The 13485-nt window shown below is 53.7% G+C and carries 9 protein-coding genes and 2 rRNA genes; 4 read left to right on the top strand and 7 right to left on the bottom strand.

The genetic code is table 11. The features are described from left to right. Positions 1-18: 18 nt before the first annotated feature. Positions 19-2925 (bottom strand): 23S ribosomal RNA (locus GFB57_RS03080). A gap of 233 nt (positions 2926-3158) precedes the next feature. Next, positions 3159-4700, bottom strand: a 16S ribosomal RNA gene (locus tag GFB57_RS03085). The 16S and 23S rRNA genes sit together here, the layout of an rRNA operon. Before the next feature lie 621 nt (positions 4701-5321). Here GFB57_RS03085 and purH point away from each other — a divergent pair. Together purH and purD are read left to right on the top strand one after the other, a co-directional pair. Further along, positions 5322-6911: a bifunctional phosphoribosylaminoimidazolecarboxamide formyltransferase/IMP cyclohydrolase gene (gene purH / locus GFB57_RS03090; RefSeq protein ID WP_003033054.1), complete on the top strand. Its 1590-nt coding sequence runs from the start codon at positions 5322-5324 to the stop codon at positions 6909-6911. 15 nt (positions 6912-6926) lie between these two features. Next, positions 6927-8216: a phosphoribosylamine--glycine ligase gene (gene purD, locus GFB57_RS03095; protein ID WP_003033057.1), complete on the top strand. Its 1290-nt coding sequence runs from the start codon at positions 6927-6929 to the stop codon at positions 8214-8216. Here the strand turns inward: purD and zraR are convergent. After that, positions 8213-9538 carry a sigma-54-dependent response regulator transcription factor ZraR gene (zraR, locus tag GFB57_RS03100; protein ID WP_003033059.1) on the bottom strand — a complete coding sequence of 442 codons (1326 nt, stop codon included), beginning with the start codon at positions 9536-9538 and terminating at the stop codon, positions 8213-8215. The genes purD and zraR overlap by 4 nt on opposite strands. A gap of 5 nt (positions 9539-9543) precedes the next feature. Beyond that, a complete protein-coding gene (gene zraS / locus GFB57_RS03105; RefSeq protein ID WP_003033061.1) occupies positions 9544-10929 on the bottom strand; it encodes a two-component system sensor histidine kinase ZraS in 1386 nt (461 codons plus the stop codon). Between the two features lie 58 nt (positions 10930-10987). Between zraS and GFB57_RS03110 the strand changes: the two genes are divergently transcribed. Both GFB57_RS03110 and zraP read left to right on the top strand, forming a co-directional pair. Next, a complete protein-coding gene (locus GFB57_RS03110) occupies positions 10988-11176 on the top strand; it encodes a hypothetical protein (protein ID WP_153983833.1) in 189 nt (62 codons plus the stop codon). An 18-nt stretch (positions 11177-11194) separates the two neighbouring features. After that, on the top strand, positions 11195-11638 hold the full coding sequence (gene zraP, locus GFB57_RS03115; protein WP_003033063.1) for a zinc resistance sensor/chaperone ZraP: 444 nt from the start codon (positions 11195-11197) through the stop codon (positions 11636-11638). A 61-nt stretch (positions 11639-11699) separates the two neighbouring features. On the opposite strand, the gene GFB57_RS03120 is transcribed toward zraP, so the two are convergent. The 3 genes from GFB57_RS03120 to GFB57_RS03130 all read right to left on the bottom strand — a co-directional run bounded on the left by GFB57_RS03120 (position 11700) and on the right by GFB57_RS03130 (position 13453). Next, complete coding sequence (locus GFB57_RS03120) at positions 11700-12392, bottom strand: DUF1481 domain-containing protein (protein ID WP_003033064.1); 693 nt, start codon at positions 12390-12392, stop codon at positions 11700-11702. Positions 12393-12403: 11 nt separating this feature from the next. Beyond that, positions 12404-12676 (bottom strand): nucleoid-associated protein HU-alpha, encoded by a 273-nt coding sequence (gene hupA, locus GFB57_RS03125; RefSeq protein WP_001044509.1) that lies wholly within the window; start codon positions 12674-12676, stop codon positions 12404-12406. Positions 12677-12862: 186 nt separating this feature from the next. Next, complete coding sequence (locus GFB57_RS03130) at positions 12863-13453, bottom strand: YjaG family protein (RefSeq protein WP_003033071.1); 591 nt, start codon at positions 13451-13453, stop codon at positions 12863-12865. Positions 13454-13485 lie beyond the last annotated feature (32 nt).

Raw genomic sequence — 13485 nt, forward strand, 5'->3', positions numbered from 1 at the left:
AAACATCTTCGGCGTTGTAAGGTTAAGCCTCACGGTTCATTAGTATCGGTTAGCTCAACGTATCGCTACGCTTACACACCCGACCTATCAACGTCATCGTCTTTAACGTTCCTTCAGGAGACTTAAAGTCTCAGGGAGAACTCATCTCGGGGCAAGTTTCGTGCTTAGATGCTTTCAGCACTTATCTCTTCCGCATTTAGCTACCGGGCAATGCCATTGGCATGACAACCCGAACACCAGTGATGCGTCCACTCCGGTCCTCTCGTACTAGGAGCAGCCCCCCTCAATTCTCCAGCGCCCACGGCAGATAGGGACCGAACTGTCTCACGACGTTCTAAACCCAGCTCGCGTACCACTTTAAATGGCGAACAGCCATACCCTTGGGACCTACTTCAGCCCCAGGATGTGATGAGCCGACATCGAGGTGCCAAACACCGCCGTCGATATGAACTCTTGGGCGGTATCAGCCTGTTATCCCCGGAGTACCTTTTATCCGTTGAGCGATGGCCCTTCCATTCAGAACCACCGGATCACTAAGACCTGCTTTCGCACCTGCTCGAGCCGTCACTCTCGCAGTCAAGCTAGCTTATGCCTTTGCACTAACCTCCTGATGTCCGACCAGGATTAGCTAACCTTCGTGCTCCTCCGTTACTCTTTAGGAGGAGACCGCCCCAGTCAAACTACCCACCAGACACTGTCCGCAACCCGGATTACGGGTCCACGTTAGAACACCAGCCATTAAAGGGTGGTATTTCAAGGATGGCTCCATGCAGACTGGCGTCCACACTTCAAAGCCTCCCACCTATCCTACACATCAAGGACCAGTGTTCAGTGTCAAGCTATAGTAAAGGTTCACGGGGTCTTTCCGTCTTGCCGCGGGTACACTGCATCTTCACAGCGAGTTCAATTTCACTGAGTCTCGGGTGGAGACAGCCTGGCCATCATTACGCCATTCGTGCAGGTCGGAACTTACCCGACAAGGAATTTCGCTACCTTAGGACCGTTATAGTTACGGCCGCCGTTTACCGGGGCTTCGATCAAGAGCTTCTCCTTACGGATAACCCCATCAATTAACCTTCCGGCACCGGGCAGGCGTCACACCGTATACGTCCACTTTCGTGTTTGCACAGTGCTGTGTTTTTAATAAACAGTTGCAGCCAGCTGGTATCTTCGACTGATTTCAGCTCCATGAGTAAATCACTTCACCTACATATCAGCGTGCCTTCTCCCGAAGTTACGGCACCATTTTGCCTAGTTCCTTCACCCGAGTTCTCTCAAGCGCCTTGGTATTCTCTACCTGACCACCTGTGTCGGTTTGGGGTACGATTTCGTGTTACCTGATGCTTAGAGGCTTTTCCTGGAAGCAGGGCATTTGTTACTTCAGCACCGTAGTGCCTCGTCATCACACCTCAGCGTTAAAAAGGTACCGGATTTACCTGGAACCTCCGCCTACATGCTTAAACCGGGACAACCGTCGCCCGGCTAACATAGCCTTCTCCGTCCCCCCTTCGCAGTAACACCAAGTACAGGAATATTAACCTGTTTCCCATCGACTACGCCTTTCGGCCTCGCCTTAGGGGTCGACTCACCCTGCCCCGATTAACGTTGGACAGGAACCCTTGGTCTTCCGGCGTGCGGGTTTTTCACCCGCATTATCGTTACTTATGTCAGCATTCGCACTTCTGATACCTCCAGCATACCTCACGATACACCTTCAACGGCTTACAGAACGCTCCCCTACCCAACAACACATAGTGTCGCTGCCGCAGCTTCGGTGCATGGTTTAGCCCCGTTACATCTTCCGCGCAGGCCGACTCGACCAGTGAGCTATTACGCTTTCTTTAAATGATGGCTGCTTCTAAGCCAACATCCTGGCTGTCTGTGCCTTCCCACATCGTTTCCCACTTAACCATGACTTTGGGACCTTAGCTGGCGGTCTGGGTTGTTTCCCTCTTCACGACGGACGTTAGCACCCGCCGTGTGTCTCCCGTGATAACATTCTTCGGTATTCGCAGTTTGCATCGGGTTGGTAAGTCGGGATGACCCCCTAGCCGAAACAGTGCTCTACCCCCGAAGATGAGTTCACGAGGCGCTACCTAAATAGCTTTCGGGGAGAACCAGCTATCTCCCGGTTTGATTGGCCTTTCACCCCCAGCCACAAGTCATCCGCTAATTTTTCAACATTAGTCGGTTCGGTCCTCCAGTTAGTGTTACCCAACCTTCAACCTGCCCATGGCTAGATCACCGGGTTTCGGGTCTATACCCTGCAACTTAACGCCCAGTTAAGACTCGGTTTCCCTTCGGCTCCCCTATACGGTTAACCTTGCTACAGAATATAAGTCGCTGACCCATTATACAAAAGGTACGCAGTCACCCCATAAAGAGGCTCCCACTGCTTGTACGTACACGGTTTCAGGTTCTTTTTCACTCCCCTCGCCGGGGTTCTTTTCGCCTTTCCCTCACGGTACTGGTTCACTATCGGTCAGTCAGGAGTATTTAGCCTTGGAGGATGGTCCCCCCATATTCAGACAGGATACCACGTGTCCCGCCCTACTCTTCGAGTTCACAACCTGTGCATTTTGGTGTACGGGACTATCACCCTGTACCGTCGGACTTTCCAGACCGTTCCACTAACACACAAGCTGATTCAGACTCTGGGCTGCTCCCCGTTCGCTCGCCGCTACTGGGGGAATCTCGGTTGATTTCTTTTCCTCGGGGTACTTAGATGTTTCAGTTCCCCCGGTTCGCTTCATTACGCTATGTATTCACGTAATGATAGTGTGTCGAAACACACTGGGTTTCCCCATTCGGAAATCGCCGGTTATAACGGTTCATATCACCTTACCGACGCTTATCGCAGATTAGCACGTCCTTCATCGCCTCTGACTGCCAGGGCATCCACCGTGTACGCTTAGTCGCTTAACCTCACAACCCGAAGATGTTTCGTAAAACACCATCGTGTTGCGAAAATTTGAGAGACTCGAACACACCGCTTTTCATTTCTTATTACGGAGAAATGAAACAGTGTGTCGTTTCAATTTTCAGCTTGATCCAGATTTTTAAAGAGCAAAACTTCTTAATGCACTCGAAAGTACATTCAGAAGTTCATCATTCATCAGACAATCTGTGTGAGCACTTCAAAGAACGCTTCTTTAAGGTAAGGAGGTGATCCAACCGCAGGTTCCCCTACGGTTACCTTGTTACGACTTCACCCCAGTCATGAATCACAAAGTGGTAAGCGCCCTCCCGAAGGTTAAGCTACCTACTTCTTTTGCAACCCACTCCCATGGTGTGACGGGCGGTGTGTACAAGGCCCGGGAACGTATTCACCGTGGCATTCTGATCCACGATTACTAGCGATTCCGACTTCATGGAGTCGAGTTGCAGACTCCAATCCGGACTACGACATACTTTATGAGGTCCGCTTGCTCTCGCGAGGTCGCTTCTCTTTGTATATGCCATTGTAGCACGTGTGTAGCCCTACTCGTAAGGGCCATGATGACTTGACGTCATCCCCACCTTCCTCCAGTTTATCACTGGCAGTCTCCTTTGAGTTCCCGGCCTAACCGCTGGCAACAAAGGATAAGGGTTGCGCTCGTTGCGGGACTTAACCCAACATTTCACAACACGAGCTGACGACAGCCATGCAGCACCTGTCTCAGAGTTCCCGAAGGCACCAAAGCATCTCTGCTAAGTTCTCTGGATGTCAAGAGTAGGTAAGGTTCTTCGCGTTGCATCGAATTAAACCACATGCTCCACCGCTTGTGCGGGCCCCCGTCAATTCATTTGAGTTTTAACCTTGCGGCCGTACTCCCCAGGCGGTCGACTTAACGCGTTAGCTCCGGAAGCCACGCCTCAAGGGCACAACCTCCAAGTCGACATCGTTTACGGCGTGGACTACCAGGGTATCTAATCCTGTTTGCTCCCCACGCTTTCGCACCTGAGCGTCAGTCTTTGTCCAGGGGGCCGCCTTCGCCACCGGTATTCCTCCAGATCTCTACGCATTTCACCGCTACACCTGGAATTCTACCCCCCTCTACAAGACTCTAGCCTGCCAGTTTCGGATGCAGTTCCCAGGTTGAGCCCGGGGATTTCACATCCGACTTGACAGACCGCCTGCGTGCGCTTTACGCCCAGTAATTCCGATTAACGCTTGCACCCTCCGTATTACCGCGGCTGCTGGCACGGAGTTAGCCGGTGCTTCTTCTGCGAGTAACGTCAATCGCTGCGGTTATTAACCACAACGCCTTCCTCCTCGCTGAAAGTACTTTACAACCCGAAGGCCTTCTTCATACACGCGGCATGGCTGCATCAGGCTTGCGCCCATTGTGCAATATTCCCCACTGCTGCCTCCCGTAGGAGTCTGGACCGTGTCTCAGTTCCAGTGTGGCTGGTCATCCTCTCAGACCAGCTAGGGATCGTCGCCTAGGTGAGCCGTTACCCCACCTACTAGCTAATCCCATCTGGGCACATCCGATGGCAAGAGGCCCGAAGGTCCCCCTCTTTGGTCTTGCGACGTTATGCGGTATTAGCTACCGTTTCCAGTAGTTATCCCCCTCCATCGGGCAGTTTCCCAGACATTACTCACCCGTCCGCCACTCGTCACCCAAGGAGCAAGCTCCTCTGTGCTACCGTTCGACTTGCATGTGTTAGGCCTGCCGCCAGCGTTCAATCTGAGCCATGATCAAACTCTTCAATTTAAGTTTGATGCTCGTGAATTAAACTTCGTAATGAATTACGTATGTTCACTCAGAGACTTGGTATTCATTTTTCGTCTTGCGACGTTAAGAATCCGTATCTTCGAGTGCCCACACAGATTGTCTGATAAATTGTTAAAGAGCAGTTGCGACGCGCTTTAGCGCTCTGTCGCGAGGTGGCGTATATTACGCTTTCCTCTTTCAGAGTCAACCCTCATTTTCAGGTTTTTCTCTTCAACCGAACCGGCTGTTTGTGTGAAGTGATTCACATCCGCCGTGTCGATGGAGGCGCATTATAGGGAGTTTCCTGTGGCCCGCAACCCTTAAATTGCAGAAAAATGACTGACTGCTGCATTCCACAGCAAAACCCCGCCTTATACCTATTTACGCACAGAGTTATCCACAAACCACACGATCGTTTCTACGATCCTCTCGTTATATCAGCCTCTTTCAACAGAAAAAGAAGAGGTCAAAATCGAAAATTAAAAATTCGCGAGCGTTGCGCAAACGTTTTCGTTACAATGCCCCCGCACAACAAGGATGCCCCGTAAGGGGCGTTAGCTGAGTTTTTAGCCAAGAATTCACCTAACGCTCTCTGTAATAGTCAAATCCAGGGGATTTACCATGCAACAACGTCGTCCAGTCCGCCGCGCTCTGCTCAGTGTTTCTGACAAGGCCGGTATCATCGAATTCGCTCAGGCACTTTCCGCACGTGGTGTGGAGCTGCTATCTACAGGTGGCACTGCGCACCTGTTAGCGGAGAAAGGTCTGCCAGTGACCGAAGTTTCCGATTACACCGGCTTCCCGGAAATGATGGATGGACGCGTGAAGACCCTGCATCCGAAGGTCCACGGTGGCATTCTTGGTCGTCGCGGTCAGGATGACGGAATAATGGAACAACATGGTATCGCGCCTATCGATATGGTGGTTGTTAACCTGTATCCATTCGCCCAGACCGTCGCCCGCGAAGGCTGTTCTCTGGAAGATGCGGTAGAGAACATTGATATTGGCGGCCCGACCATGGTGCGCTCCGCTGCCAAGAACCATAAAGATGTAGCTATCGTTGTGAAGAGCAGCGACTACGACGCCATTATTAAAGAGATGGATGCCAACGACGGTTCTCTGACCCTCGACACCCGTTTCGATCTCGCGATTAAAGCCTTCGAACACACCGCCGCTTACGACAGCATGATTGCCAACTACTTCGGCAGCATGGTTCCGGCCTACCACGGTGAAAGCAAAGAAGCCGCCGGTCGCTTCCCACGTACGCTGAACCTGAACTTCATTAAGAAGCAGGATATGCGCTACGGCGAGAACAGCCACCAGCAGGCTGCCTTCTATATAGAAGAGAATGTTAAAGAAGCCTCCGTTGCCACCGCGCAGCAGGTACAGGGCAAAGCACTTTCCTACAACAACATCGCCGATACCGATGCGGCGCTGGAGTGCGTGAAAGAATTCAACGAGCCAGCCTGTGTGATCGTTAAGCACGCTAACCCGTGTGGCGTAGCAGTAAGTACCTCTATTCTTGACGCTTACAACCGCGCCTATAAAACCGACCCGACCTCCGCGTTCGGCGGCATCATCGCCTTTAACCGCGAGCTGGATGCTGAAACCGCGCAGGCGATCATTTCCCGCCAGTTCGTGGAAGTGATCATCGCCCCATCCGCCACCGAAGAAGCACTGAAAATTACCGCTGCCAAGCAGAACGTTCGCGTGCTGGTCTGCGGCCAATGGGCGCAGCGCGTTCCGGGCCTGGACTTTAAACGCGTTAACGGCGGCCTGCTGGTTCAGGACCGTGACCTCGGTATGGTGAGCGAAGTTGAACTGCGCGTAGTGACCAAACGCCAGCCGACCGAGCAGGAGCTGCGCGATGCGCTGTTCTGCTGGAAAGTGGCGAAGTTCGTGAAATCCAATGCCATTGTTTATGCCAAAGAGAACATGACTATTGGCATAGGCGCAGGCCAGATGAGCCGCGTGTACTCCGCGAAAATCGCCGGGATCAAAGCGGCCGACGAAGGCCTGGAAGTGAAAGGTTCTGCAATGGCTTCTGACGCTTTCTTCCCGTTCCGCGACGGGATTGATGCCGCTGCTGCCGCCGGTGTGACCTGCGTGATCCAGCCGGGTGGTTCTATTCGCGATGACGAAGTGATTGCCGCCGCCAATGAACACGGCATTGCGATGGTATTTACCGATATGCGCCACTTCCGCCATTAATCCACGGAGCAGACGATGAAAGTATTAGTGATTGGCAACGGCGGGCGCGAGCACGCCCTGGCGTGGAAAGCGGCGCAGTCGCCAAAAGTCGAAACAGTATTTGTCGCCCCGGGCAATGCGGGCACCGCGCTGGAACCCACGCTGCAAAACGTGGCCATCGGCGTAACCGATATTCCAGCGCTGCTGGACTTTGCCCAGAACGAGAAGATCGATCTGACCATCGTTGGCCCGGAAGCGCCGCTGGTGATTGGCGTGGTCGATGCGTTCCGCGCCGCCGGTCTGAAAATCTTCGGCCCAACCGAAGGCGCCGCGCAGCTGGAAGGCTCCAAAGCCTTCACCAAAGATTTCCTCGCGCGCCACCAGATCCCAACGGCGGAGTACCAGAACTTCACCGAAATCGAACCAGCGCTGGCTTACCTGCGCGAGAAAGGCGCGCCGATCGTTATCAAAGCCGATGGTCTGGCTGCCGGGAAAGGCGTTATCGTGGCGATGACGCTGGAGGAAGCCGAAGCCGCGGTTCATGACATGCTGGCCGGTAACGCGTTTGGCGACGCGGGCCACCGCATCGTGATTGAAGAGTTCCTCGACGGTGAAGAAGCGAGCTTTATTGTCATGGTCGACGGTGAGCACGTGCTGCCGATGGCCACCAGCCAGGACCACAAGCGCGTGGGCAATGGCGATACCGGCCCAAACACCGGCGGGATGGGTGCTTACTCACCAGCGCCGGTGGTAACTGATGAAGTGCATCAGCGCACCATGGAACGCATCATCTGGCCAACCGTGAAAGGCATGGCGGCGGAAGGTAACACCTACACCGGTTTCCTTTATGCGGGCCTGATGATCGACAAGCAGGGCAACCCAAAGGTTATCGAGTTTAACTGCCGCTTCGGCGATCCGGAAACCCAGCCGATCATGCTGCGCATGAAGTCCGATCTGGTGGAGCTGTGCCTCGCCGCCTGTGACGGCAAGCTGGATGAGAAAACCTCCGAGTGGGACGAACGCGCCTCGCTGGGTGTGGTCATTGCCGCCGGAGGTTATCCGGGTAATTACAATACCGGCGATGAGATCCACGGTCTGCCGCTGGAAGACGTCGCTGACGGTAAAGTGTTCCACGCGGGTACCAAACTGTCTGCAGACGATCGCGTGCTGACCAACGGTGGTCGCGTGCTGTGCGCCACCGCGCTGGGTAACACCGTGGCTGAAGCGCAGAAACGCGCTTACGCCCTGATGACCGACATCCGCTGGGATGGCAGCTTCAGCCGTAACGACATCGGCTGGCGTGCCATTGAACGCGAGCAACGCTAACGCGAAATTTTCGCCAGCAGCGTTTTACGCGTAATGCCTAACTGACGGGCGGCTTCCGTTTTATTGCCGCCCGTTTTTTCAAGCGCCGCCAGAATCACCTCCTTTTCGACATCCACCAGCGGTTGGATCTCGCCATTGAATTCCGTTTTTATCGGCGTCGCGGCAATCGCCATCGGCAGTTCACGTTCGGAAATATATTCCCCCGTCAGCAGCACCACCGAGCGCTCAATCGCATTTTCCAGCTCACGGATATTGCCCGGCCAGTCGTAGTGGATCAGCAGATCCATCGCCTGCGGAGTAAAGCCTTTCACCGCTTTACGGTTACGCGCGGCAAAACGCTGGAGAAAATGTTCGGCTAACAGCGGAATATCTTCCCGGCGCTGGCACAGCGCTGGCATTTCAATGGTGACGACGTTCAGACGATAGTAGAGATCCTGACGAAAGCGCCCGGCGCTGACTTCCTCTGCTAGATCGCGATGCGTAGCGGCTATCAGCCGGACATCAACCGCAATAGTCTGGTTGCTGCCAACCCGCTGTACTTCTCGCTCCTGGATAGCCCGCAGCAAACGCACCTGCATCAGCGGTGAGATATCGCCAATTTCATCAAGAAATAACGTGCCACCATCGGCTTCCACAAAGCGCCCTTCCCGGCGTTTATCCGCCCCGGTAAACGCCCCTTTCTCGTGACCAAACAGCTCGGACTCCAGCAGCGATTCATTAAGCGCCGCGCAGTTGAGCGTCACCAGCGGCTTATCGCGACGGGCGCTGCTGGCATGCAGCGCCCGGGCCACCAGTTCTTTCCCCGTGCCGGAGTCTCCGTGAATGAGCACTGTCGCATCTGAGGGCGCAACCATCGCGATTTCATTGAGCAACTTCTGCATCGCCGGACTGCTGCCAATCATGCCAAACTGCGCAGCCGACGCTGACGGCAATTCAGCGCCCATTTCCCGCGTATGCGCCAGCGCCTTTTCCAGCGTCTCCTGCAGACGGTCAAAATCCAGCGGCTTGATTAAGTAGTCCAGCGCCCCGGTTTTAAGCGCCTCAACGGCGGTCTCTACGCTGGAGAACGCCGTCATGATCAAGACCGGAATCGCCGGATTCAGCGCTTTAATCTCTTTCAGCGTTGCGATACCGTCCATCTCCGCCATGCGTACATCACACAGCACTAAATCAAATACGCGTTCGCGCACCTGTTCCAGCGCCGCTCGCCCGCTATAGGCCAGCGCGACCTCATAACCCCAGCCGCGCAGCAGCGCCTGTAAAATGGTGCAGTGGCTGATATCGTCATCTACTACCAGAATATTGATTTTTCCGCGCGTCATCCTTGTTAATCCTGTTGTTTCGCTTTGGTCGGCAGCCAAAGGGTAAAGGTCGCACCTTTGCCCTCAACGCTTGCCACCTGAATGGTGCCACCATGCTGTTCGATAATGTTCTGCACTACCGCCAGCCCGAGGCCGGTTCCGTCAGCTTTGGTTGTAAAGTAAGGCGTAAAAATGGCCTCCAACTGTTCCGCTGCAATTCCCTTCCCGCTATCGGTAACCACAATTTTAACGCGATCGCCGCTGCTTTCATTCGCTTCAACCGTGATCGTGCCCTGACGACCAATCGCATGAATGGCGTTCAGATACAGATTCAACAAAACCTGAGTCAGTCGGTCAGGATCGGCCTGGATAGCGGGCAACGTAGAATTGGCCGAAAAGCGGAGCTGGATTTCCCTGCTTGCCGCATCCTGACTCACCAGGTGTAATGAGTGGGTGATAACCTCATTGAGATCCACCTGTTGCAGCGTCAGATGTGCAGGCTTCACCAGCTCCAGCAGCTCGCTCACCACCCGATTTAAACGATCCGCCTCTTTCGCCATCACCTGTGCCAGCTCATGCGACTCGCCTCCTGCCGGGGTTCGCTCGGCAAAATACTTCGCCAGACCTTTGATCGATGAAAGCGGGTTACGAATTTCATGCGCCACTCCAGCCGCAAGATGCCCGAGCGCTAACAGTTTTTCTTTACGCTTCATCGCATCCTGAAGTTCTTTGTACGAGCGCTGATAGCGCTGATACCAGAAGAACGTCAGTACGGTGGCCAGCAACACAGCCGCCTGCGCACAGAGGACTATCAGTGTGTTACGCCACTCTCTTGCCTGAGTCGCTGTCAGATCGCTGGCATCAAAGGCGATAAATATGGTTTGCGCTGGGGTGATAAGCTGCCCGTCATTGCTGGCACAGCGCGCCATGCCGTGGCGTCCTGGACCATACATCGGCTGAAACTGGCGATAAATTTCCAGGGCCGGCGTTTTTTCACCATCCCTCGCTGGAATTTCAATATTCCGCCAGCTTTCTTGCTCCCCAGGACTAAGCTGTCGCAGGACATCCGGTGAATAGAGCGTTTTCCCGACCATCGCGGAATTGCTGTGAGTAATAATGACACCATGCTCATCGACGACGGCAAACCATAGCACGCCTGGTTGTACGGCCATTTCCTCCAGTAGCGTCTGCTGCTGGGCATGATGCATGCGCATCCCCATGCCTACACGCGTACCAGACTCCAGAGCGCGAATGAGCACGCTGCCTTTTTCCAGTAGCGTTTGCCGCGCGGCGCCACTTTCCCGCCCATAGTCCCGAATAGTCATAATCGAAAACCATCCGACCAAAATCAGGATTGCCGCCAGCAAGAGTCGGCTCAACCACTTTGCCACCGTATCCTTATAAAGACGCATACGCTCTCCCTTCCCCCCCACTTGTTCCTTTCATCGTTGCAGGTATACAGCAGAAATCATGCCATTTTTTCCCCCTGATAACCCTGCCCTCAGACACAAACAGCTGAAAGTACCGGGTAAAAATGACTCGCTGGCGCGTTCTGGCGGGTCATTTTTACTCGTTTTCCTGCAAAGACGGCGGGTACGACGCCCGCAGGACTGGGATTGCCGCTTTGGCACGGAAGATGCAACAGGGAATGTAAGCTAACCAACAGGAGAACGAACGATGAAACGGAACAACAAACTGGCACTGATTGCGCTTTCTCTTATCGCACTGGGCTCCCCCCCGGTACTGGCGCAGAATCACTGGGGATATGGTGATGGAATGCAGCAACGGGGCAGTACCCCAATGACCGCTGAGCAGCAGGCTGCCGCACAGAAAATCTATGATGATTACTACTCCCAGACCAGCGCGTTGCGCCAACAGCTGACATCCAAACGTTATGAGTACAATGCACTATTAACGGCCAGCTCGCCGGACACGGCAAAAATTAATGCCGTTGCAAAAGAGATGGAAGCGTTGAATCAGTCTCTGGACGAGCAGCGCGTTAAACGCGATGTCGCAATGGCGCAGGCTGGCGTGCCACGTGGCGCGGGAATGGGCTACGGCGGATGCGGCGGTGGCAGTAACCATCGCGGCGGCGGCCATATGGGAATGGGTCACTGGTAAAAGACTTGATGCCTGATGACGCCATACGGTTCAGGCCTGCTGACTACCTGTCTTCAGGTTTTCAGAAAGTTTTGGCTGTAGGCTGCCAGTGACAAAAATCTTCATTGGCGACTAGCAGTATCTGCGACCCTTCGGGCGCTTCCAGCCATGCCACACTCACCTCTACGGATGAATGTTTCTGGCGGCGCTCGATATGGTTTATCGCCCACGACTCCAGGTCTGGCTTCAGCGTTTCACCTTCACAGGTTGTGACCGTGTTATCCGCATGCCAACGTCCCTGACGCAATATCACCCGTCCCTGACGCAGCGCATCGCTGGTCTGGCGAATTTGATCGGCGCGATAGCGGTAAAGCGCGATTTGATCGCTGGAAAGCTGCTGCTTTTGCCCGTCGACTTCACGCTGCATGAAGCTCAGTTCGCCCCGGTCATCAAAGCGTATACGGACATGTTCAGCCGGTTTACTGTAAACGTTGAGTTCTATCAGAGAGAGCGAATCACCCTGCCAGCGGTATTCACTGGTAGTGGTTTCGCCTTTTCGCCACGGACTAAATACCGAGAGCAAGTGAACATCGTCACCGGAGTCTTTACGCCAAATGCGTACCGCCCCCTGATCGCCAACATAGCCGCTGGCCGTGAACGGAGGAAGCTCAGAATGGCTACCGCAGGCAGACAGTAACAGAACACCTGAAAGCCAAAGCGTATGACGCCAGATGGACAAAAGGGGCGAAACCGCCCCTTCGTTAAAACTGTTCACTGCCACGCGAATTACTTAACCGCGTCTTTCAGTGCTTTACCAGAAACAAATGCCGGTACGTTAGCTGCGGCAATTTTGATTTCTTTACCGGTCTGCGGGTTGCGGCCAGTGCGCTCAGCACGGTGGTTCACTTTGAAGGTACCGAAACCAACCAGTTGTACAGCATCGCCTTCTTTCAGAGACTCAGTAATAGCAGCCAGAGTGGATTCCAGAGCAGCTTTAGCCTGTGTTTTAGACAGTTCTGCTTTGTCTGCAATTACATCAATCAGTTGAGTCTTGTTCATAAGTTATCCTTACAATGTGTTTATCGCTTGCTAAGCATCGAGTGCGACGGAAATGCCAGAAAAGCACTCTCCTGCATACACGCACCGATAGCCACTTTTTTTCGCCCCCCAAATGTAGACCAGACCGGGGGCGGATGGGAAGCCTTCAGGCACGACAAATCAGGCGTTAAATCACGTTTTGTGGTGTCATTGCTGAAAATTTATACCAATATTGCTCTCGCCAACCTCGCGCAGGTCTGCACGCAGCCCTTTTATCAGCTCAATATCGCGTTCTTCACAGTCGGCTAAAAGTCGGAAAATTTCCCACTGAATATCCCATTCTTGCTCAACGGCAGGGTTCTCTTTGAGCTCTTCATCGGTCATTTCGCGACCAGCCTGGGTCATTTCCAGCATCGCTACCGTCGTAATCGAAGCTTTACTAACTTCAATTGCATGCTCCAGCGTTTCACCGCTAAGACGTGAATGCATCAGTTCGCTTAATGCCACACAGGCATCAATCGCCGGATAAACGCCGTACAGATCGTAATCGTCTGCAGAAGGAATGGCCTCTTCAAACTTTTCCAACTGGCTGTCGAAATTGATTTTCGCGTCTTTAACCGTCAGCGCTTCCCAAATCAGATCCAGAATTCGGCGGTAAATCTGTCCATCGCCAAATTCAGTTTGCTTGCAGAACATGGCGTAATTCGGGTACATGCGTTCGCACAGACAGGCCATAAATGTGACGTGCTGCCAGCTTTCCAGCTTCTCCAGACGTAGGTGAATCGGATTTTGTAACATGATGAGTTCTCAAATACGGAAATTAGCCGCAG

The organism is Citrobacter sp. S39 (genome assembly GCF_009495675.1).
Taxonomy (GTDB): domain Bacteria; phylum Pseudomonadota; class Gammaproteobacteria; order Enterobacterales; family Enterobacteriaceae; genus Citrobacter; species Citrobacter freundii.